The 22,098-nt window shown below is 31.6% G+C and carries 18 protein-coding genes; 9 read left to right on the top strand and 9 right to left on the bottom strand.

Annotation, left to right across the window (positions count from 1 at the left end):
* Positions 1–40 precede the first annotated feature (40 nt).
* The gene (locus BUA98_RS21725; protein ID WP_072976028.1) at positions 41–481 is read left to right on the top strand and encodes a hypothetical protein; all 441 of its coding nucleotides are present in this window, start codon (positions 41–43) and stop codon (positions 479–481) included.
* Positions 482–877: 396 nt separating this feature from the next.
* Here the strand turns inward: BUA98_RS21725 and BUA98_RS21720 are convergent, their stop codons facing one another.
* The 7 genes from BUA98_RS21720 to BUA98_RS21690 form a co-directional block, all read right to left on the bottom strand.
* On the bottom strand, positions 878–4,243 hold the full coding sequence (locus tag BUA98_RS21720; protein ID WP_072976026.1) for a CheR family methyltransferase: 3,366 nt from the start codon (positions 4,241–4,243) through the stop codon (positions 878–880).
* Between the two features lie 66 nt (positions 4,244–4,309).
* A complete protein-coding gene (locus BUA98_RS21715) occupies positions 4,310–4,762 on the bottom strand; it encodes a response regulator (RefSeq protein WP_072976024.1) in 453 nt (150 codons plus the stop codon).
* Between the two features lie 282 nt (positions 4,763–5,044).
* The gene (locus BUA98_RS21710; protein WP_072976022.1) at positions 5,045–5,869 is read right to left on the bottom strand and encodes a T9SS type A sorting domain-containing protein; all 825 of its coding nucleotides are present in this window, start codon (positions 5,867–5,869) and stop codon (positions 5,045–5,047) included.
* 715 nt (positions 5,870–6,584) lie between these two features.
* Positions 6,585–6,989, bottom strand: a complete 405-nt coding sequence (locus tag BUA98_RS21705; protein WP_072976020.1) for a response regulator — start codon at positions 6,987–6,989, stop codon at positions 6,585–6,587.
* Entirely contained in the window at positions 6,983–9,286 is a 2,304-nt protein-coding gene (locus BUA98_RS21700; protein ID WP_072976018.1) for a PAS domain-containing sensor histidine kinase, read from the bottom strand. The genes BUA98_RS21705 and BUA98_RS21700 overlap by 7 nt, the downstream gene beginning before the upstream one ends.
* Positions 9,287–9,319: 33 nt before the next feature.
* Positions 9,320–10,081, bottom strand: coding sequence for a LytR/AlgR family response regulator transcription factor (locus tag BUA98_RS21695; protein ID WP_072976016.1), 762 nt, complete (start codon positions 10,079–10,081; stop codon positions 9,320–9,322).
* Between the two features lie 651 nt (positions 10,082–10,732).
* Positions 10,733–12,241, bottom strand: coding sequence for a PAS domain-containing sensor histidine kinase (locus BUA98_RS21690; RefSeq protein WP_072976014.1), 1,509 nt, complete (start codon positions 12,239–12,241; stop codon positions 10,733–10,735).
* A gap of 340 nt (positions 12,242–12,581) precedes the next feature.
* Between BUA98_RS21690 and BUA98_RS21685 the strand changes: the two genes are divergently transcribed.
* Positions 12,582–13,091, top strand: a complete 510-nt coding sequence (locus tag BUA98_RS21685) for a response regulator (RefSeq protein ID WP_086065492.1) — start codon at positions 12,582–12,584, stop codon at positions 13,089–13,091.
* A gap of 553 nt (positions 13,092–13,644) precedes the next feature.
* Here BUA98_RS21685 and BUA98_RS21680 read toward each other — a convergent pair.
* Positions 13,645–13,878, bottom strand: coding sequence for a helix-turn-helix transcriptional regulator (locus BUA98_RS21680; RefSeq protein ID WP_072976012.1), 234 nt, complete (start codon positions 13,876–13,878; stop codon positions 13,645–13,647).
* A 451-nt stretch (positions 13,879–14,329) separates the two neighbouring features.
* On the opposite strand from BUA98_RS21680, the gene BUA98_RS21675 reads away from it, so the two are divergent.
* The 5 genes from BUA98_RS21675 (at position 14,330) to BUA98_RS21655 (ending at position 17,291) form a co-directional block, all read left to right on the top strand.
* A complete protein-coding gene (locus BUA98_RS21675) occupies positions 14,330–14,746 on the top strand; it encodes a hypothetical protein (RefSeq protein ID WP_072976010.1) in 417 nt (138 codons plus the stop codon).
* Between the two features lie 43 nt (positions 14,747–14,789).
* Entirely contained in the window at positions 14,790–15,071 is a 282-nt protein-coding gene (locus BUA98_RS21670; RefSeq protein WP_072976008.1) for a helix-turn-helix domain-containing protein, read from the top strand.
* A 79-nt stretch (positions 15,072–15,150) separates the two neighbouring features.
* Positions 15,151–15,918 carry a metallophosphoesterase gene (locus tag BUA98_RS21665; RefSeq protein ID WP_072976006.1) on the top strand — a complete coding sequence of 256 codons (768 nt, stop codon included), beginning with the start codon at positions 15,151–15,153 and terminating at the stop codon, positions 15,916–15,918.
* A gap of 142 nt (positions 15,919–16,060) precedes the next feature.
* Positions 16,061–16,375 (top strand): HipA N-terminal domain-containing protein, encoded by a 315-nt coding sequence (locus BUA98_RS21660; protein ID WP_072976004.1) that lies wholly within the window; start codon positions 16,061–16,063, stop codon positions 16,373–16,375.
* Complete coding sequence (locus BUA98_RS21655) at positions 16,368–17,291, top strand: HipA domain-containing protein (protein WP_072976002.1); 924 nt, start codon at positions 16,368–16,370, stop codon at positions 17,289–17,291. Before BUA98_RS21660 ends, BUA98_RS21655 begins: the two co-directional genes overlap by 8 nt.
* A gap of 131 nt (positions 17,292–17,422) precedes the next feature.
* Here the strand turns inward: BUA98_RS21655 and BUA98_RS21650 are convergent, their stop codons facing one another.
* Entirely contained in the window at positions 17,423–18,442 is a 1,020-nt protein-coding gene (locus BUA98_RS21650) for a PDDEXK nuclease domain-containing protein (RefSeq protein WP_072976000.1), read from the bottom strand.
* A 975-nt stretch (positions 18,443–19,417) separates the two neighbouring features.
* On the opposite strand from BUA98_RS21650, the gene BUA98_RS21645 reads away from it, so the two are divergent.
* Together BUA98_RS21645 and BUA98_RS21640 are read left to right on the top strand one after the other, a co-directional pair.
* The gene (locus tag BUA98_RS21645) at positions 19,418–20,182 is read left to right on the top strand and encodes a hypothetical protein (protein ID WP_139257039.1); all 765 of its coding nucleotides are present in this window, start codon (positions 19,418–19,420) and stop codon (positions 20,180–20,182) included.
* Positions 20,183–20,365: 183 nt separating this feature from the next.
* Positions 20,366–22,093, top strand: coding sequence for a DUF262 domain-containing protein (locus BUA98_RS21640; RefSeq protein ID WP_072975996.1), 1,728 nt, complete (start codon positions 20,366–20,368; stop codon positions 22,091–22,093).
* Positions 22,094–22,098 lie beyond the last annotated feature (5 nt).

Raw genomic sequence — 22,098 nt, 5'->3', positions numbered from 1 at the left:
ATTATAATTAAATTTGATCATAACATTTAAAAAAAAAATTATGAGAAAGATTATTTTATCCGTTTTTGCAATATTTTGTTTGACAAATGTTTTTGGACAAGCCAGAAAAGAATTAAACTTTGGTCTTGTTGGTATTAATTATGAGATTCCCGTTCATAGGGATATTACTATTGCCCCAGGAGTTGGAACCAATCTGGATCTTGATTGGCTGAATGTAGGAGTGAAGGGAAATTATTATTTTGATAATGTATTTGGTATTACCGATGATGCCTGGGATGTATATGGCGGTGCTAATGTTGGATATTCTTTCGATATGAGAGATGATCATGACAATAACGGTAATGATGAAAGTGATATTAACCTTGGTCTTCAATTTGGCGGACGCTGGTTTTGGAACGATAAATGGGGCGTTTACGTCGAGATTGCCGGTGGTAATGTTTCTGGATTCTCTCCTGGAATTGGATTAACAGTAAAACTGTAGTAATTACGCGTTTTACAAAAAAAAATGCCTGAAAATAAAAAAGTCTTTCTAGACTTAACTGTTAATGAAAAGGAATAGGAATCAAATTTCTGTTCCTTTTTTTGTGAACTCTTTGTGAGACTGGATTTTCTCTTCAAAATACAGATTTAAAGTTTTCTCAGATTTATGTCTTGATGTATCTCGATTCCATTTTGTAAAGTAAAGAAAGTACTAAATTAAAAAAAAAGCACCTCATTGAGGTGCTTTTTGTGGAGAAAGAGGCTCGGTGTCTTTATTTTTAGCCCAATAGTGACGGGCTTTTACAAGCTTTTCTAAGATCAAGTAAGCCTATAGATACACTCACAAAATTTTATGTTTATTAGTAAAGATAATGACTTTTATTAAAAAAGGAATAAACTATATAGGAAGTATAATATGAAACGCTGCTCCAACATTCTCTTCTGCTTTTGAAAAAATAAGTCCCTTGTGATTTTCTACAATTTTCTTACCGATCGAAAGTCCTATACCAGTACCGATATATACCTCAGTATTGTGCAGTCGCTGAAAGATGGTGAAAATTTTACTCTCATACTGTTTGTTAAAACCAATCCCATTATCCTTAATGATGATCTCGTAATAATTTAGATTTTGTTCCAGGGCAGGGTATTGTTTAATTTTACTTTTAGAGAATTTTCGCGAACTAATTTCTATTTTAGAAACTGTACCATCATTTTTGCAAAATTTAATTGCATTGCTTATCAGGTTGTAAAAAAGCTGATTCATTTGAAGTGAAATAGCATTAATAGTAGGCAATTTTCCTAGTTTTATCTGCACATTACGCTCTTCGATCATTAATTCAAAATCAACAAGAATATTTTTGACAATGATATCCAGATCAGTTGTGACAAATTGCACGTCAAGATTATTGAGATACGAATAAGCAAGTAAGTCTTTTATAAGCGTATTCATTCTGCCTGAAGATTTACTGATTTTTTCCAGCAACAGTAGCGCTTCCTCAGAAATACTTTCATCCATTTCCAGCAATCTGCTAATAAACATCTGGATTTTACGCAAGGGTTCCTGTAAATCATGACTTGCAACATAGGCATATTCCTGTAATTGAACATTGGCAAGATTCAGATTTTTGATTGTATTTTCGAGTTCTGTGTGAGAAGTTACCAAATCGGAGGTACGTTCCTGAACTTTAGCCTCAAAACCATCGGAGAGAATTTTTAATCTATTTTCGATAATTCTTCTTTCAGTAATATCCTCAATTGCCAGCAAAATTAATTGTTCCTTACTGGTTTCATTGGTAACTTGTCTGGCATTAAGTAGCATAATACTTTCGCCATAAGGCAAAAGGTTTACCGATATCTGGTAATCGTCAAGCTGTGTTTTTTCCGGAAGTACTTTTTCAAGCATGGCCCGCATTGGAATATTGTCAAAAAGGTGATTTTGTATTTCGTAAATCAGTTTACCTGTTGCTTCTTCTTTGGCAATATTGTATTTTTTTGAGAAAGCCCGATTGATGTTTTTTATCCTTAAATTGGTATCTAGCACTACGATAGGCTCCCGAAGAGTAGCGACTATAGCCTCGGTATAATTTTTTGAAATATTAATTTGCTGCTGTTTGTTTAAAAGCTCCTGATTAATTTGTAAAAGCTCTTCGTTACTGGACTGTAACTCTTCTTTTGAAGTTTCCAGTTCCTCATTCAGGCTTTGCAGTTCTTCACTTCCGCTTAGTAATTCTTCATTGGCACTCTGCAATTCTTCGTTAGAGGCTTCCTGCTCTTCACTTATGGCATTCACATCATCGTGTATTTTGGCCAGTTCTTTTTCAAGTTGTGCAATCCTTCTTAAATTAGGATGCTCGCGTAGTTCTTCTGCAGAAAATTCATCGGATGGCAGATTTTCTTTTGTAATAATGCTTTTATAAAACAAAACTAGAAAATAGGGTTCCGCAGTATCTTCCAAGAGCTGAATTTCAATGGTAATTTCACTGATAGTCCCTTTATTTTTAAGCTGAATGCCTTCTTTTTTTATAAGAGTACCGGTTTCTTTGGCTTTGTGAAAGGTATTTCGGAGCTCAAAAGCCAATCCTTCACGCGTCATTTTCAATAAATTAAAAGTAGGTTTCCCCGTTGATAGTTCAATAAATTCGGCTATAGAACCATTAATATGAACAATATCCATCTGATCATTTACAATAACGCTGGCCGGTGTATATTTTGAAAGCAATAAAGCTTCAGCACTTTTTCTAAAATCTTCCTTGATGACTTCCTTTCTTTCAATAGCTGTTTTGGAGCTTTTCAATTTATCATTGCTTCCCATACCGGAATGTACTAATCGGCCTGAGACCTGTTTTCGGGTATAAATTTTTCCGGCTTTTTCAAACGGCTGAAAAAGGTCGCCGGCAGGTACTGCTGTTTCCGATTTCCCTAAGAGTAAAAATCCGTTTTCTTTTAAAGCGTAATGAAAAGTGGTAAGGGATTTTTTTTGTAAAAAAGAGTCCATATAGATAAATACATTTCTACAGGTGATCAAATCCATTTTGGCAAAAGGAGGATCTGTCAAAAAATTATGAACTGCGAAAATGCACAAATCCCTAATTTGTCTTTTAATTTTGAAACCGTTTGTATTGGCTGTAAAATATTTTGTCAGAATGGTTTCTGATATATTTCGCATTTGAGATTTTCTGTAAAACCCGATTCTGGCTTTGGCAATAGCCACTTCTGAAATATCCGAAGCAAAGATCTGAATTTCTTTTCCTTCGAGATTTTCTCCTAAGTATTCGTGAAGTGCAATGGCCAGTGTATAAGCTTCTTCGCCTGTAGAACATCCCGCAATCCAGATGCGTATCGAATTTCCTTCAGTTACTCTGCTCGTCAGTAAGGGAAAAACTTTTTCTCTCATGATCTGAAAGATTTTAGTGTCCCTAAAAAATTCCGTTACAGGTATCAATAAATCATTGAACAAATCCTCAGGTGCTAATTTATTTCCCTGAAGTACTTTTAAATAATCCCTTAAATTCAAAATTTTGTTTAAAGCCATTCTTCTGGCAATGCGTCTGCGTATAGTAGTCTGTTTATAATAGGTAAAATCTACTCCGCTATGATGACGCAAAATTTTGAGAATTTCCTGAAATACATCTTCGTCGTTGGGATCATCTTCCTTAGTAACCAAATCTCTGACTTTTACAAGTTCAATTAATTTCTCCACAATTTGGCCTGGAGATAAAACATAATCTACAACTCCGGCATTGATAGCATTTTGCGGCATTTCGTTATTTGCAGCGTCAATATCCTGTGCAAAAGTAATACCGCCATGTTTTTTAATAGCTTTAAGACCTAACGTTCCATCAGATCCATTTCCAGAAAGTAATACGCCATATGCCAAATCTAGATGTACTTCGGCAAGTGAATTAAAAAAAACATCAATTGCCTGATTTTTTGTGTCTTTCTGACGTGGGCTTAATTTTAAAACTCCGTCAAAAGAGGTAAGCATTTTGTTTTCTGGAATGACATAAATATTGTTGGGCGCCAAATGAATGTCATCTGTGATTTCATTTATGGGAATTTTGGCAACACGTGAGAGAAGTTCTGTTAGCATACTATCATGAAGCGGATGCAAATGCTGTACAATAACATAGGCCATTTCAGAATCATCAGGAATTGCCTCTACAAACTGTCGAAAGGCTTCTAAACCACCCGCAGAAGCACCAATACCGATGATAGGGAAGTCCTGACGGGTAGGCTTAGGTAAGTTTTTTTTCTGCGTATGCATGATTTTAATTTTTAAATATTAGTAAGATAAATCGATGCATGATAGCAAGTTGGTAGTATTTGAATACTAAATTGTAATTACAAAAGATTCAATTTTAGTATCTGCTGACTTTTCTTTCCAGTCAGTTTCAATCACTTTTAAGATTATTTTTTTTAAATCCATAAAGGAAATAGGTTTCACAATATAGACATTCGCACCTAATCCGAAAGTATCATTAACCCCGGTCATTGTTGCAGAAGTCGAATAAATAGCAATTACCGGAATATTCTTAAATCTGTCATCTTCTCTAATTTTCTGCAAAGTTTCAGAGCCGGACAATAGAGGCATATTTAAATCCAGAAAAATAATATCCGGAATAGCAATACTTTTATCATAAAGACGATCCAGAAGTTCTACACCATTTTTACAAAATTCGACTGGATGTTTAAGATCAAGATCTTTAATTGCCTGACCAAAAAAATCTCTTTCATCTTCATCATCATCAGTAAGTAAGATCCTTATATTCTCTTTAGTTTTCATTATTTGAAGCATTTATTTCAAATGTACTCTTTATTAAGTGGCAAGACATGAATTAAGATGGTTTACTTATAGCCTATTACAGGATTATTCTTTAATTATTCATTTATATTAGAAGTAATGGGCTATTTCAGTGACAATTTTCCTTATGAATTAATTAATTAAAAATCATAAAACAATTAATTTAGTAATCTTTAACCTGCTTTTTTTAAATAAATAATTTACTATACTGAAGAAAAAAAACACTAGTATGAGTTGATGCTATTATCATAGTTAATTGAATTTTTAATTACCAGAATTAGAAACAATGATTTTTTGAGTAATTTTTGCATCATCGGCCGTTATGAATATTGCGATGTATACCCCAGCAGTTAATCCTGAAGTTGAAAAACTAAAGTTTTGTTCGGTGCCTAAATTATCTTTTGAAATAACAGATCTTCCAAGAATATCATAAAGCCAAAATGATTTCATAATTTCATTATTTGGATTTGCGACATTTAAAACCTGGTTTTTATTGTCCTGACTAATAAAAAGAATGCTTCTGACTGCATTATTTGTTCCCAGTGTTACATTATTAGTAAAACTTATTTTAAAGCGTTCTGTATCTTTTCCGGGTTCAACTACAACTTGATACGGAGTGTTTCTAATATCATGGTAAGACATATCAAGTGCATCATATATATAAATTGGCTGGCCATCATCAAAACCGTCATTTTCAGAGATGTAAAATTTAAAATTTGTACTTACAGCTGCTTTTACAGAGAGTGGAATTTTTTTAGATAAATTGAAATTAAGTCCCTGAATTACGTAATCTTCATCTTCAATCCAGAAAGAAATGTCTTGAGGATAATCTCCATCCATATTTTTTACATCAAAATCTTTATCGACGCCGTCTGTTGCTTCATAAGCAAAAACTAATGTAAGCTGTCTAGTAAACTCATTGTTTATTATAGTATTGAGCTTTACATAAGGAATTAGGGGAGGCGGGGGAGGCGGTCCATCATAATTGTCTCCATTACCATTATAGATTGGTGTATTGGCATCAATATGTATTTGGGAAAAACTTTGAAAAGAAAGCAAAACAGATAGTAATAGTAAAGTTTTTTTCATATTTCTTTTGGTTTAATTTTAATAATAAAGTGCGTTTTAAATTTAAAGTCTATTCCTTTTTTAAAATGATAACTATCAAATCCGACACCTGCTGTAAATAGTAAGAAAAGCATTGAGTCAATAGGAGCTTTAGTCGATTCATCTGGTAAACCGGGGAGAGATAGATTTGTTGATCCAGCTATTATTGGAATAAGAAAAATTAAATAGAAAGCTAGTTTTTTTCATTATTGGGATAACAGTTTATTACGCGAGAAAGATTTTGCAGATTATGCAAAGCAATGTTTTTTAACAGCTTGGACAAATTAAAAGGAATGCATTTTAAATTAAAAGGGAGAAGTAATAACTGACAGCTATATAGTATAACCGTTTACTGCAAGAAATAGATAAGTATGAAAATTATAAACGGAGTCAAACTAATACCACATATGAAGGAGAATTATAATGAATTTTTAAAGAGCCCATAGTTCGCCCCATAGTCATTTTTATAAAGGTAAACCAGCGCGGAATTTTAAAATTCTGATGAATTGTGCTGCTAAATTTCTGGATGAAATTTGTAAGAGTTAATAGATCAGGTTGTGTGAGAAGTGGGGCACAGTTAAAAATAGCAATTGTAGTAATTCTTAAAATAACTACGATATTGCCAACTTAGTGGTGAAGTATAAATCCTGATTTGGTTTAATTTAATTATTGGATTTAATATTTACAGTAATTATTACTAAATAATTCGGTCAAGAAATTCTTTGGTAATTGGTTTAACATGAAAAGAAACCACATTCTTATTATGGCTTGATCGTGCGATATCTTCATTATCTATTGTTGAAGATATAACATAGGTTTTGCAATAATTTTTTAAAGTAGCTGATAATGTATCATATACTTCCAGAAATTCAAATCCGGACATTAAAGGCATGTAGATGTCCACAAAAATTATTTGAGGTAATTTCGAAATATTGTTCTGATTCTCGTGCAAATATTTCATGGCTTCTTGCGCCTCGGTATAATGCAACACATTTTTTCCAAAATTATTCTTAGTGACCATACGTGATATAATATATAAATCTACCAGATTATCATCTATAATCATAACTGTTTCAAATTTTGGGTCTAGTTCTTTTAACATGATTTCAAATTTTTTAGTGTGATATTAAATTTAGTTCCGGCCCCTTTTTCTGACTGTACTTCTATAGAGCCTTGCAATATTTCTATGGCATCTTTTACGATATATAAGCCAATACCTGATCCATTTTTGCCCGAAAGACGAAAAAACATTTCAAATATTTTTTGATGATATGCAGGATCAATTCCTATCCCGTTATCAAATATGGAGAAATGGAGATTTTCATGATCTGAATATCCAAATATTTTTACAAATCTGTCATGTTCCTCTTTTTTATGGTATTTTATGGCATTGGAAATTAGATTTTTTAGAATGGTTGTAAACCGCAGATTGTCTGTATAAAAAGGTTTTTGTTCCTTTATGTCAATTTCATACCGAATTCCTTTTGCTTCTTTCATTCTTTGAAGCGAATCTACTATGTCAAGCACCATTTCATTTACCGTGATCTGTTCTATTTCAAGTCCTGTACGATTATTTCGCGAATAGCTTAAAATGTTTTTTATAAAGTCATCCAGACGATTGATACTTATCCGTATCAGTTCAGCATGTTTAAGAGTATCAATTTCCTTGCTTTCTGTTTCAATAAAAGAGATAAGACCAAGAATAGAGGTTAGGGGAGAACGCAGATCGTGTGATACACTGTATACGAATCGATCCAGTTCCGAATTGGTTTTGATGAGTTCCCGGTTTCTTTTTTCCAGATTTGTTTCTGCTTTTTTACGATCAGAGATGTCATTGGAAAGAATCAATCTAGCTGCAGTTCCTTCACAAACAATATTATGGGCAATAATTTCAACAGGAACTATAGTTCCATCTTTTTTTATATGATTCCATATTCCCCTATTATAATTTGATTTATCAATCTTTGAAGTGTCACTCGATTTTATGAAATGAATCTTATCATCATTTGGACGAATGTCCAAAGCAGTCATAGAAAGGAATTCTTCACGGCTGTATCCGTATTGCAGAATTGCCATTTTATTTACATCCAGAAATTTAAAAGATAGTAAATCGATAATCCACATTGGCATTGGATTGTTGTCAAAAAGATACCTATATTTTTTTTCACTTTTTCTTAGCTCTTTTTGTGCCAGTTTCATTTCTGTAATATCAGACAGTACAATAACTGCACCTGTTATTTCGCCATCAGCATTGTAAAACGGGACTGGATGTGGCAATACATTGCGCTTATCTCCATTGGGGCGTTTTATAATTATTTCCTTATTAAGGATTGGATCACCTTCTTTTAGTGTTGTGCCCAACGAACATAAATTCAGAGGCGCTGCCTGCTTTTTTTTAGCATCATTACTATACCATGAATTATACCATAAATCTTTTCCTAGTTCAGGCTCTCTGCCCCATAATGAGGCCGCAGCTTTGTTATAGAGCACTATTCGTCCTTCAGCATCGCAAGAGTAGGTGGCAACTGGCAATTTATGGATTAGGTCTTTATACATTTTTTCGCTTTCTTCAATTTTTTTTCGCGATAGAACCTGCTCTGTTACATCATTGCCAAAAATAAATATTCCGTCAATATTATTATGAGCATCCCTGCGAGCCTGAAAAATAAAATTTAAGTAAACATCTTTTAGTTTGCCGTAACTATAGCGATCAAATGTTATGGGCATTTCATTAGCAGAAAAGCTTTCACCTGTTTTATATACATTATCTAAAATTTCAAAAATCCCTTGCGTTTCAAGTTCCGGTAAAACTTCTTTTACGGTCTTTCCAATAATATCCTTTTTATCAATTAATTGCAAATAAAGTTCATTTGCCAATTCATAAACATGCTCCGGACCTTTTAAAATTACCATATAGGAAGGTGCCTGCGAATATATATTAAAGAATTGTAGTCGTTCAATTTCAAATGCTTTTTCTATATTTTTTTTCTCAGTAATATCTCTGCCTATGCAATAGCACATTTTTTTAACATCATCTCTTACAACAGACCATTGCAAATAAATAATACTTGTGTTTTTGTGTATGAACTTTTTTTCAAATATAGGTAAGTGTGTTTCGCTTCTAAAATCAATATTTACATTTATCGGAATATCAGTATCCTCGTCAAATATAAAATCGCTGTATTTTTTGCCAATTAATTCTTCAGGTTTATAGCCTAAAATACGTTCTGAAGCTTTATTTACCCATATAAATCTTCCCTCTTCATCACAAGAGCAAATCAGATCCATCGAAAAATCTAAAATTTTAGCAAGGTCATGTAACGGTTCTTCAAAATAATAAGGAGTTTTATTATTTTTCTCTTTTTCCGCTTTGCTTTCTGAAATATTATGGATATTCATTTTGCTGGTAATTGAAGTTAACTTAAAATCTTTTTAATCTTTAAGTTTTATAAATTTATTAAAATCATCTTGTCGTCTTTTGGCAACTGGTAAAACTACTCCGTTGGAAAGTTCACAGAAATAGCCATCTTTTTTTGAAATTTTAATAATATGACGAAGATTGATAATATAGGAATGATGTATTCTGAAAAAATAACTGTCATCGAGAATTGTGCTGTATTCACCTAAATTTCGGCTTGACATTACCTTGGTTCCGTTGGATAGAATAAAAACGGTATACTTTCCATCTGCCTTACAAAAAGTAATTTCTGACATTGGTATGAGTTCTATTTTTTCTAAAGAAGCAACGGCAACATAGTCATTTTTTTGATTACCAGTGTTTGAAATATTTAAATTGTTAATTTTTTGATGCTGATAAGAGCGCTCCATTTCTCTTCTTTTAATTACTTTATAAATAGCCATTATTATGGCATTAAAATCCATTGGTTTGAGTAAGAAATCAACGGCATCGTGTTTAAAGGCTTTAACAGCACAATCCTTGTTTGCTGATATAAATACAAGTTTTGGAATGCTAAATTCCAATTGTTCAAGCATTTCAAAAAACAGATTGTCTTTAAAAAGAATATCTAAGAGGATAAGGTCTGGTTTTTTTGCTTTTATTAAAACCATTCCGTCTTTTATACAATCAGTACTACCAATTATCTTCATAATCATAGCGTTTTCTTCCTCAAACTTTTTTAAGATTTGAAAAGTTTCTTTTTCTTCAGATATGATTATGGCATTAACGGGAGTCATAGTTTTTTTGCTTTTATTTATCGATTCCAAATTTAGTTCTGAAATTCAGATATGAATGTGTTGATTATTAATTGTTTGCTGATGGAAGAAATAGTATCTTTTGAAAGATAAATTACAGAAACATTTAGTAATACTTATATAATTTGATTGTTGGATTTATCGAAAAGTAATAAATGATCAAATGAGAGTATAAGTGTTTTAAATTAACGCTTACTTGCCTATTGTTGCTATTTTTAAACTATAAGACAGTTTTAATAAACCACCAAAATCTAATGGTACTATATTATGATTCCCAATCCGTCAATAGTAAGGGATCCATGGCTCTTCTAAAGAAATTGAAAAAGATATTTGAGATGTTTCTGCGTTACCAAGTCAAATGGTAATATTGATATGACCGAAAAAATGAACTCTTTATTTTTTGGCATTATTTAACCTCCGCTCTAGTTTAGTTTATTCTGTTCTTTTTTTTATGAAATAGAAAGGTTTAAAAGAAATATTGTAGTTTTTTTAGAGTTCTATTTCTTTTGCAAAATAAGATGCAGTTAGTGATATAGTTATAGGATAGAATACTTCATTTATAGGACTATTGTCTCTTTAACGAAAATTTTGTACGTACTGTAGTATAAATATTAAAGCATGAATTTTTACACTCTAAATATTCTCTGAAGCCTGTTTTAAGGGCAGTGTTACAATAAATTTCGCGCCATTGCCCTTCTCACCGGTGGCTGTTATGGTGCCATGATGTCTTTTTGTTATTTTTCTGCAAAGCGCAAGTCCCAGACCGTTCCCTTCATATTGGTCTTTGGAATTTAACCTTTCAAAGGCCGTAAAAATTCTTTCGGCAAATGCCGGATCCAGTCCGATACCGTTGTCTTTAATTGTAATTTCTACGGCGTCTTCACCATTTAAAAGAGTGGGAGTGCTGGTAATTATAACACGCGGAGGTTCGTTTGCCTTAGAGAATTTAAGGGCATTTTGTATCAGGTTATAAAAAAGTTGAGTAATAAGAATAAGTGCACCTTCTATTTCAGGAAGTGCTACTGCATTGAGTATGGCTCCTTTTTCTTTTATGATGAGTTCCAGATCCGTTTTTATATTTTCAATAACGTCCTGTAGATCAATTTTCTCAATATTCTGTTGGGTTTTGTCGATAGTCGAATAGTTTAGAATGCCCTCTATAATATCATTCATCCTTAAAGTCGACTGATCAATTTTAGTGAGGTATTTTTCGCTGCTCTCATTAAAAGTATTATCTTTTTGATTTCGCAGAAGGTTATTGAAAATTTTAATTTTCCGGACAGGTTCTCTCAGATCATGGCTCACCACATTGGCAAAATGGAGCAGATCGTCATTTGATCTTCTCAGCTCATCTGTATTTTCAGCCACCTGCCTTTTTAATTCTTCCTCAAACTCTTTTTGTTCTTGGATATCTTGAATAATTCCAATAATGGCAGTTGGTTTGCCGTTTTCGTCATTAATAACCCTGCCGCTAATTTTAGTCCACCTAGCGGATTTATCTTTATTTATAATCCTGCTTTCATAACATATTTTTCCTGTAATGAGGGCCTCTTCGCGTGCTTTTTTAGCGATATTCAAATCCTCAGGATGCAGTTTTGCGAGCAGTTCTTCATTTGAAATTTCTCCATCAATCCCCACTATGGAGTTGAAATTTCCGGAGGTTTTAACTTTTTTAGTATCAAGATCTATTTCATAAGTGCCTATACCTGAAGAGTCAATCGCCATTCTGAGTCTTTCCTCGGCGCTTTGTACCTGCAGTTTTGCAATGTGTATCTCTGTGACATCGGCTCCTGTGTTCATAATGCCGTAAGTATGTCCATTCTCGTCAATGAGAGGAATAAAACTATAGTTAAAATAATGTGTTTTAAGAATTCCATCGATAATAAGATCTACTTTTTTATCCTTGGCATGAAAAGGAACGCCAGTTTTAAGCGTATTGATGGCTTGCTGAAAAAAATCTTCTTTTTTTATTTCAGGAAGAACTTCAAGGTAATTTTTACCCAAAACCTGATCACCTTTGCCCCATGTTTTAATCATGGCGGCATTAGCCAATTCTATTGTAAGTTCATCACCTATGTATACTGCAATGGGCAGCGGGGTATTGTCCACTATATCTTTTAATAGGTTTATATTCTCGTACATAGTAATTGTTTTTGATTGGTATGCTAAGCTATTGTGTTTTATATAACTGATGTTATACCAAACGCTTAAAATATTGTACAATTATTATATGGTTTGAGTATTAATTAAGAGTTCTGAACGGGTTGTATATTGTTGAATTTTATTTTGAAGTATTTGTTAAAGAAATAATCAAAGCGAATGTTATAAATAAATTGTATTTTGCTTTTTATCATATTGTTATATGAGTTTCCATTATACAATAATAAACAGGTAATTACCTTTTTAATTACGTGATGTAAATTATATAAATGAGCTATATTAAAGATTTATATGTACTTTTGGAAATGTAAAAACACTTCACATGATGAGTTCTGAAAATTCAGTCATAACTAATAAAGACTTACAAGAAAAAGAGCCATTAAAAATCATATTGGCTGAGGATGATAAAGATGATCAGGAATTTTTTATGGAAGCTGTTAATGCAACCAAAGTTCCTTCTGATATTGTTACCGTAGAAAACGGTGAGGAATTGATTAATACCTTAAAAGATGGATCCGAGCCAAAACCTGATATTATTTTTATAGATATAAATATGCCAATTAAAGGAGGTAAGGAAGCACTAGCAGAAATAAAAAACGATCGAGAACTTAAGGAGATTCCTGCAGTTATGCTTTCCACTTCTAATCACCCAAATGATATTGAAGAAACTTTTAATAATGGGGCAAATCTCTATATACAAAAACCAAATTCTTTTATTAGCTTTATTCTTATTTTGAAAAAAGTATTCATTCTGCACTGGACAAAAGTTTTAATGAATCCGGTTAAAAAACTATTTTTTGTTTCTGAAAAGAATATATCTCGTGAAGAGTAAATAATGGCTTTTTTGTATCTGGCTATTTATAATTATAAATGATTTGAATAGCAAAAATAAACCATTATTCCATTTGTCTTTTTGTGGAGCATAAATTATTTCTAATTATGTGTTTTTTAGGCTGGGTCTAAAAACGCCGAAACCCCTAGTAATACTACAGATTTCGTTCGTATTGGAGAAAGAGGGATTCGAACCTAAGCTCCGCATCCCGCTTTTATACTGCATTTCTAATATTTTTTTTCTGTCGCGCCACGATTATGCCACAAACTTTTAAACACGCTGATTTAATGCGTAATATGTTGTTTTTTAATGGGTTATAACTATGTTTCTTTTAGTGTGAACAAAAATACATTTTTTTATTATATAATCAATTTGTGACGCAGCTTTTTGTATTTGTGTTTAATGTGAATGTATAATTAATGCTGTTTCAGATATTTTTATTTTACAGCTAATTATATGCTTTTGAATATAAAAAAACATATACTTTTAAAAATATATGCTTTTGCATATAATAGAAATATATATTAATAATAGCTGTGCCATTTCTTCTAAATTACAGCAACTCTAAGTCTTGTAGTTTTCGTCCCAAAATATCATCAGCTGCAATTTTAAGAAAAATTTGCTGAAGACCTAAGACACGAAGCACATTAAAATAAGCACCCATAGCTACACCTTCATTTCCTTTTTCTATAAGGTACAAAGTTGACCTGGAAATATCTGCACGTTCAGCTAATTGAGTAGTTGTAAGTTTACGTCTTTTTCTCGCTAGTTTAATATTTTCCCTCATTTGTTCCAGCACCTCCTTATATTTAGGATAAATGATTTGTTTTTCCTGTTCATCTTTTTCAATATATTTATAACATCAGTAATTTTATTAATGATTGTTATTTCATACAAAATTGCCTTATTTGTTTGAAATAACAATCAATTTAGTTTTTTTATTCTTTATCTTCTCCTTATTCTTTTTGTACTTGTTCGGGATACCCAATCTCATCAGAAATGATCATTTCAGTTAGAATTGTTCTTTTTTGAACTTATATAAATGTAAGGTAAACAATTAAAAATTAGAGAAATAAAAGTGCGAACTGTGACAAAAGACACATATAATTTCATATTTGAAAACTATTTTAGCATTGTTTAAAGTCAAATCGGTTTTATAAAACTAACCACTAAAGTTTTGTTGATTTTAGAACAAAAACATCAATCAAGTAAGCAATTAGTAATTCTAACTTATTTAAATGAAAAAAGCTAAGAAATATAAGATTATCAATAAATCTTTTAACCTTAATCAGAGATTAGAGAAGATAGAAAACTTATTGTTATTAAATGAATCTCAGATTTATCTATCATCGTTGGAAAGATGCAAAAGCTCTTATAGTAAAAGTGAGCTTGCAATTCTTTTTTATATACTGATGGACGAAGGTCTGTTATTTTTTGATCCATCTGATGTGAAAAAAAATCGGATCAGTTTTCAGGAATTTATAAGTGCAAATTTTACATATAGAGATAATGAAGGAGTTCAGAAAAAAATAACGAGAATAAGCAGGCAGTTTTCTGAGTGTAAAGGTTATACTTATAAAGAGAAACAGATAAAATTTTTAGATGACTTGATTGGAATATTGATGGAGCGGAAAAGAAAACTTGAGAACTGGTAAGCTGAGGAAGAGAAAATTTATAACATTAACAAACAATTCAATTATGACAAAGAAAGAAAAGAGACAGGCTTTTATGATGGAGATTAAAAATATTATAGATCCTTTAATGTTAAAACTGGAAGTGATCGATTCAAAAATCAGTAAAGGGAAAACCTTAAGACCTGCTTATTACAGAAATGAGGATTTAAAAAAGATATTTGGGCTGTCTAATAATACTATTATAAAATACCGTCAGACGGGAGTGCTTCCATATACTAAATTGGGAGATATATTTTTGTACGACAGTGTAAAGATTGAGGAAACTCTTCGTGAGAATAGTATCTGAATGAATCATCTTTTTAATAACAATATATAGAGTAACTGACATTCTTTTTGGGAGTCTTGGTTCTTTAAGAAATAAAAATATGGAGATAAACAGAATTCAATATGCTTCAGATCTGCATCTGGAGTTTATTAAAAACAAAGAATTTATGAGAGATAATCCCTTAATTCCAAATGGAGATATTTTAATTCTGGCTGGGGATATTGTACCTTTTGCGCTCATGGATAAACATCAGGATTTTTTTGATTTCTTATCCGATAATTTCCAAATGACATATTGGATTCCCGGAAATCATGAATACTACCATTTTGATGCTCTTCCTAAAACAGGAACTTTTTATGAAAAGATTAGAAATAATGTAATCCTTCTAAATAATTATGTTGTAGAATATGATAATTTAAAACTCGTCTTCTCGACTCTATGGTCCCACATTAGTCCAGTTTCCCGATTCAATATTGAAAGAGGACTTAGTGATTTTCATGTTATTAAATTTAATGGGGCAAGGTTTTCAGCAGATGATTATAATAAGCTTTATTTTGAGAGTTTAGATTTTATTACTAAGATTCTAGAGGGCGCAGATTCTAAGAAAATTGTTATTACAACTCATCATGTCCCGACTTTTAAAGAATATCCAAAAATGTATGAGAATAGTCCCTTGAATGAGGCTTTTGCTGTCGAGCTTTCAGAACTTATTGAACTGTCAAAACCAATGTACTGGATTTATGGACACAGTCATTATAATACTAAGGATTTTATAATTGGAAGTACAAATATGGTAACAAACCAGCTTGGATATGTTCAGCGTGAAGAACATAAATTCTTTAAAGCTGATAAAGTTATAATTGTTTAAAAGACAATAAAGTTGTTTTTGCGTAATAAAGTTTATCACTTTATTGAGTATTTTTTACTTCACTATTGTAAATATAGTTATTGCAATATTAGAAATTAAAAGGTTTAGATTTTGAATTAAATTATTAGTCAATAAATAAGTTATGAGAAAAGCAGTTGTATATATACATGACATAAGAGCCGGAATTCTTTCCCACGAGAATAATGGAAAGTATATATTTTCTTATGATAATGATTATGCCTTAACACCTGTTTCATTAACCATGCCTGTAAGTCATAGAACATATTCTTTTAACGATTTTCCCCCTTTTTTCGAAGGACTTCTTCCTGAGGGAATTATGCTTGAGGGACTTTTAAAGATAAATGAGATTGATAAAAAAGATTATTTATCACAGCTTATTGAAATCGGGGCTGATCTGGTAGGAGCAGTAACTGTAAAAGCAATTGATAATGAATAGATGTCTAATTACATATGAGCCGTGCGGTGAAAATTTATACAGTGAAGCAGGTCTGCGAATGCTTTCACCTTATTTAAAAACCCTTCATAGCCTTCCGTTTTCTGCGGAAGAACTCAGGCTTGAAGCTGCCAGCGGAACAATTAAATCAGCAATTCAGGGTGTGCAACCAAAATTAAGTGGAACGTTTTCTAGTAGAAATCAACAGTTTGAGATTGTACACCAGCACGGAAATTTCATTATAAAAGCTCAAAGTGACATTTTTCCTGAATTACCTGAGAATGAAGATTTGACTATGCGGATGGCGAAATCCTTTGGAATAAACGTCCCACTACATGGACTGGTATATGGTAAGGATAACTCAAAATCATATTTTATAAAAAGATTTGACCGCTATGGCAAAAACAAAAAATATGCTACCGAGGATTTTGCCCAGCTGACAGGAAGTTCAAGAGATACTAAATACAATTTTACAATGGAAAAAGTTGTAAAGGTTATCGACGAGTACTGCACTTTTCCATCAGTTGAAAAAGCTGAGTTTTTCAAAAGAATTATTTTTTGTTTTATAACAGGAAATGAAGATATGCATTTGAAAAACCTTTCACTAATGACAAAATCTGGACAGGTTAGATTGACTCCTGCATATGACTTATTAAATTCATCTATCGCTATTAAAAATCCTCAGGAAGAAATGGCACTTACTTTAAAAGGAAAAAAAAGTAACTTTAAATCCATTGATCTGATTGACTATTTTGGAAAAGAAAGATTACATTTAAGTGATAAAGTAATTGATTTTACAATAAGAAAGATGTTTGGAAGCACTCAAAAATGGAATGAATTGATCGAAATTTCTTTTTTATCATCGGATATGAAAGAAAAGTATATTCGGCTATTAACCGAAAGACTGAGCAGATTTTAATTTGAAGAACTAATCACCTGGGTTTAGTTTTGAGGCTGATTATGATGTGTTCTGACGCTTCATTGCCGAGGATTAGGTGGGTCACAAAAATGAACAACCTCATTTTGTTTAATGTTCTTATTATTCGTTTACTATATCAACTTTTTTCTTTCTATTCTTTCCCTTGCCTCAGCTAAAAGGGTATGAATTTTTTCTTCGAACTGTTTTTTAGGAGGCAGGTCGGTCCAATATTCAGCAACCATTATTCCGTCTTTGTGCATTTCGAGAAGTTCTATTTGTTCGCGACTACTTTCGGCACAAAGAATTAGTCCAATTGGGGTGTTTTCTCCTTCTTGTTTTTCGTATTTGTCCAGCCATTTGAGGTATAATTCCATTTGCCCTTTGTGTTTGGCTTGGAATTTCCCTAACTTTAATTCTATGGCAACTAATCGTTTTAGTTTTCGATGATAGAAAAGCAAATCTAAATTGAAGTCTTCGCCATCTATAATCATTCGTTTTTGGCGTTCTACAAACGTAAACCCTTTGCCTAGTTCTAATATGAAAGTTTCTAAATCGTGAAGTATTGCCTCTTCTAGATCCTTTTCTAAAAAAGTATTTTGCAAACCTAATAAATCTAAAATATATGGATCTTTGAATGTATTGAACGGAATTTTAGTTGATTCGATTATTTGTGAATCTGCGATGTTTGTTCTTTCATAAGCTTTCAAAGCAATCTGTCGCCTTAGTTCTCTAATTCCGTATAAATTATTTGATGCGTTTTGTGCATAAAATAGTTTTGATTCAATAGTTTTTAATGGTAATAATTCCACAAAATGCGACCAAGACAATTGTCGTGACAATGGCACCACAATTTGCAAATCGGTAAATTGCTCCGCAAACTGCATCATACGTCGTAAATTTCTTAATTCGAAATTATTACCGTATCGTTCTTTCAATTGTGTCGACACTGTCGACACAATTTGTTTTGCATAATCAGCACGTTTGTTCTGCAGGATATCCTGATTAATACGATTACCAACCTGCCAAAACAAAATGGTAACGGTACTATTTGCCTGAACCGTTATTTGTTGTTTGTTTTGTTCTATAAGTTGTGATAAGTCAATGAATAAATCATTTTCTAAAATCTTTAAACTATTGCTGTTGTCTGCCATATAATCGCTTGTCCTACTGCTATATTGAAAAAAAAATCTTAATTGCGTCCGCAGTGTGGACGTAATTAAAAACTATTATTGAAATTAACCTTATTTTTGCAGACAAAACATCTGCCTATATATGATTTACAATGATACGAAAAAGCAATGAAATGTAAAAGAGTGAAATATGAAGGGTTTTATTTTATGCAGAATCCCTTACGGGTATTTTTTTGTTAAAATGTATATTATCAGTTATTCTAGTAATGTTTTTTGCCAGTTCGCTGATACTGTCATTAAGTTCTTTATAAGCTTTAAGTATATTGGATATGATGTTGATACAAAAAACAAGATATAACTATTTAAATGGCGTCAGTATGGCGGTAATATAGTTGTTTTGGCGTGAATAGAATTATTTTGTCTGGAGTTTTTATAATCTCAACTTGTCAGGTCATTTCAAGATTGTCCACAACTTATGTATAAAAATAAACCAAATTTTGAGTTAAATATTTCGGTCTCACTCCGATTCGAACCAGTGCATAGACTTTGCTAGCTTCAACCACTTTTACATTCGATTTTCAGCTGTGCCACGATTATGTCACAAACTTTAAAACTGTCAATTTTTGGATTTTTTCAGATTGCTCTTCTCAAACTAGAATCTCTAATTAATTTACCAGCACATTTTTTAAGATACTAAGTTACTGCGATTGTGATGTCACAATACAAGAATTTTTTGAAGATATATATTATCATCTAAATAATTGTAAAAACACGTATTTCTACGGTGAACTAAGTATCGTAAAAAGGATTATTTTGCAACTTTTAATATATGGTTATGGAAAACCGTAAAAGATTGTAAAAATGGTTTTGTAGGTTTGGTTAAGTAAACTGCAATGATACAAAGTTAAACGAAATTGGATGTTGAAGCTATTTTATGGCAGATATAAATAGGGTTATTAACTATTTTAACGGCATTTCAACTAAACAATGAACAATATGGACAATAGATTTTACATTGACACCTATGGAAATGATGATGATGCATATGATGTCGCTTATAAGTTTGCGTTAAAGCTTGCCAAAGGGGATGATAACATTAAGAAGATAATATTTTTAGTTGCATCAAAAAACAATACAGGTTGGCTAGATCGGCTTTATGGTGAAACTACAGTTAAGCAATTATTTAGAGGAATCAGAAAAGATACTTTATTATTAAAAATTGAAACTATTAAAACTTATTCTGATAGTTATTCAAATGCGACTGATGTAGTAATCGCTTGTGGTTTAAATTCAAAAGAAATTTTCAAGGTGGAAGATTTTCGCAATGTAGAATATATTATTGCAATACCTTGGCTAAAAGAATTGACACAAAGTTGGATAACAACTAAAAATCCGAGTATATTAAAAATCGAAAAAGATGATATAGTTGCTGAAACCAAAACGGAAAATCCGAAACCGAGCGCAATTATTCAAGAAGCTTTTATTGAATTAACTAAAGTTATAAATACATCAACGGGAATATCTCATCATATGGATAACGCTAGAGCAAAAACGTATGTGAGAACTTTATACAAATATGAAACTGAGCTAAATTCGGATATGATATGTTCATATTTAGTAAATGAACTGGGTTGGGAGGTTAGACATTCGAATGACATAAGAAAACTTATTGATACACTAAATAGTGGAAAATATTTTGTTGGTGGTGATAAAACTGGATTACAAAACCATTATAAAAGATGGAAAAATCGTTTAGCGTAACAGCTTTAAAAAACAACTCATAAAAGCTACTATAACGGACTTGGGAAATTGGCTTAATGTAAAAATTGGTTTGTATTTGGATAATTTGGCAGATCCGAAAGATAATACTGATTTGATCCCAAACTGCTTGTAGCCAGAAAACGTTACTGTCATTTATAATACAACAATACAAAGAAATAAAGTATGTCATTTCAAACACCAATTACAATTTCTGAGGCAATAAAAAAAATAGAATCGAACCAATTTTTACTACCAGCAATTCAAAGAGAGTTTATTTGGTCACATTCAAAAATTGAATGGCTTTTCGACTCTATTATGCGAAACTATCCTATAAGTTCATTCCTGTTTTGGAAAGTAGAAGAAAATACCGCAAAAAATTATAGATTTTACAAATTTATAAATGAATATAGAGAGCGATACAAAACACATAATCAAGAAATTTCAACAAACGGAATTAGTTCTTTTAATGCGGTTTTGGATGGACAACAAAGATTAACTTCGTTATATTTAGGATTAAAAGGGAGCTTTGGATATAAAGAATACAGACGTAAATGGGAGGACACAGAATGGAGTATTCCAACAAGACATTTGTATTTAAATATTTCAAACGAACTTAGTGACGAAGAAGATGGTAGAAATTATGAATTTAGTTTTCTTGAAAAAGATCAAACAGGAGAACTAGAAATATATGTAATAGAGGAAAAGAGCTGGTTTAAAGTAGGTGCTATTTTAAACTATTCAGATGAAGAAACCTTTGATAATTTCGTGGAAGATTTTGATAATGCTTTTTCACGTAAGGCCATAAGACAATTAAGAAGAACAATTGTAGAAAAACCAATTATTAATTACTTTCTAGAAGAAGAACAAAGTCTCGATAAGGCTTTAAATATATTCATTCGTATTAATAGTGGTGGTGAACCGTTAAATTTCTCTGACTTATTAATGTCTATTGCTGTCGCTAATTGGACACAAAAAGATGCCAGAAAAGAAATTCACAAACTGGTTGATAGTGTTAGGGATAAAGGATATTCAATTTCAAAAGATTTAGTGCTAAAATCATTTTTGTATTTATATAGCAGAGACATTAAATTCCGAGTTACAAATTTTTCCAAAGAAAACGCAAAAGAATTTGAAACCGAATGGGAACAAATTCGAGATACAATTTTATCAACTTTTGACCTGATAAAATCATTTGGATTTACAGACTTCACGTTAACTTCAAAAAATGCAGTAATCCCTATAATTTACTATTTGTATCACAAAGAAATTTATAGAGATTTTTCAAGCAAAATTGAGTTTAAAGAAGATCGGGAAAGGATAAAAAAATGGTTGCATATAGTTCTTATTAAAAGGCTTTTCGGTGGAACTTCTGACAATGTTCTTTCACAAATGCGTAGAACATTTACAGACAATGTTTCGGAAATTAAAATAAAGTCAGAAATTATGGCTTTTCCTATAGATAATATTTTCACTCACATTAGAAAAGATACCAGCGTTGGAGAAGAATTTATAGAAGAAACATTATTTACTCAAATGGACAATCAATATGCTTTTTCAATTCTTTCATTGCTGTATCCAAATTTAGATTACAAAAACAATAATTTTCATAAAGACCACATTCATCCAGCTTCTACATACAAAAAATTAAGCGAAGAAAACAAAGAAAAATACGGATGGTATGCCTTTAACTCAATCTTCAATTTACAAATGTTAGACGCTAATGAAAATATGTCAAAAAAGGACTTATCATTAAAGGAGTGGGTTGAGAAAGAAACAAATGAAGATAACAAAGAACAATTTTTGAACTTACATGTAATTCCAAATGTCGATTTTAGTTTGGAAAATTTCAGTGAATATATTGAAAAGAGAAAGGTGATATTAATGGAGCGATTAAAGACTTTACTAAACTAAAAAAG

The sequence above is a fragment of the Flavobacterium saccharophilum genome (genome assembly GCF_900142735.1).
GTDB lineage: Bacteria > Bacteroidota > Bacteroidia > Flavobacteriales > Flavobacteriaceae > Flavobacterium > Flavobacterium saccharophilum.
The sequence above is the reverse complement of the archived record's forward strand: the minus strand, read 5'-3'. Positions and strand labels throughout refer to the sequence as shown.

Excerpts from the sequence above, each read along its gene's own strand:
- BUA98_RS21650 (WP_072976000.1), bottom strand. The coding sequence starts at position 18,442 with ATGGCAGACAACAGCAATAGTTTAAAGATTTTAGAAAATGATTTATTC.
- BUA98_RS21640 (WP_072975996.1), top strand. The coding sequence starts at position 20,366 with ATGTCATTTCAAACACCAATTACAATTTCTGAGGCAATAAAAAAAATA.
- BUA98_RS21705 (WP_072976020.1), bottom strand. The coding sequence starts at position 6,989 with ATGTTAAAAGAACTAGACCCAAAATTTGAAACAGTTATGATTATAGAT.
- BUA98_RS21710 (WP_072976022.1), bottom strand. The coding sequence starts at position 5,869 with ATGAAAAAAACTTTACTATTACTATCTGTTTTGCTTTCTTTTCAAAGT.
- BUA98_RS21700 (WP_072976018.1), bottom strand. The coding sequence starts at position 9,286 with ATGAATATCCATAATATTTCAGAAAGCAAAGCGGAAAAAGAGAAAAAT.
- BUA98_RS21675 (WP_072976010.1), top strand. The coding sequence starts at position 14,330 with ATGAAAAAAGCTAAGAAATATAAGATTATCAATAAATCTTTTAACCTT.
- BUA98_RS21695 (WP_072976016.1), bottom strand. The coding sequence starts at position 10,081 with ATGACTCCCGTTAATGCCATAATCATATCTGAAGAAAAAGAAACTTTT.
- BUA98_RS21670 (WP_072976008.1), top strand. The coding sequence starts at position 14,790 with ATGACAAAGAAAGAAAAGAGACAGGCTTTTATGATGGAGATTAAAAAT.
- BUA98_RS21690 (WP_072976014.1), bottom strand. The coding sequence starts at position 12,241 with ATGTACGAGAATATAAACCTATTAAAAGATATAGTGGACAATACCCCG.
- BUA98_RS21645 (WP_139257039.1), top strand. The coding sequence starts at position 19,418 with ATGGACAATAGATTTTACATTGACACCTATGGAAATGATGATGATGCA.
- BUA98_RS21655 (WP_072976002.1), top strand. The coding sequence starts at position 16,368 with ATGAATAGATGTCTAATTACATATGAGCCGTGCGGTGAAAATTTATAC.
- BUA98_RS21725 (WP_072976028.1), top strand. The coding sequence starts at position 41 with ATGAGAAAGATTATTTTATCCGTTTTTGCAATATTTTGTTTGACAAAT.
- BUA98_RS21660 (WP_072976004.1), top strand. The coding sequence starts at position 16,061 with ATGAGAAAAGCAGTTGTATATATACATGACATAAGAGCCGGAATTCTT.
- BUA98_RS21720 (WP_072976026.1), bottom strand. The coding sequence starts at position 4,243 with ATGCATACGCAGAAAAAAAACTTACCTAAGCCTACCCGTCAGGACTTC.
- BUA98_RS21715 (WP_072976024.1), bottom strand. The coding sequence starts at position 4,762 with ATGAAAACTAAAGAGAATATAAGGATCTTACTTACTGATGATGATGAA.
- BUA98_RS21680 (WP_072976012.1), bottom strand. The coding sequence starts at position 13,878 with ATGAGGGAAAATATTAAACTAGCGAGAAAAAGACGTAAACTTACAACT.
- BUA98_RS21665 (WP_072976006.1), top strand. The coding sequence starts at position 15,151 with ATGGAGATAAACAGAATTCAATATGCTTCAGATCTGCATCTGGAGTTT.
- BUA98_RS21685 (WP_086065492.1), top strand. The coding sequence starts at position 12,582 with ATGATGAGTTCTGAAAATTCAGTCATAACTAATAAAGACTTACAAGAA.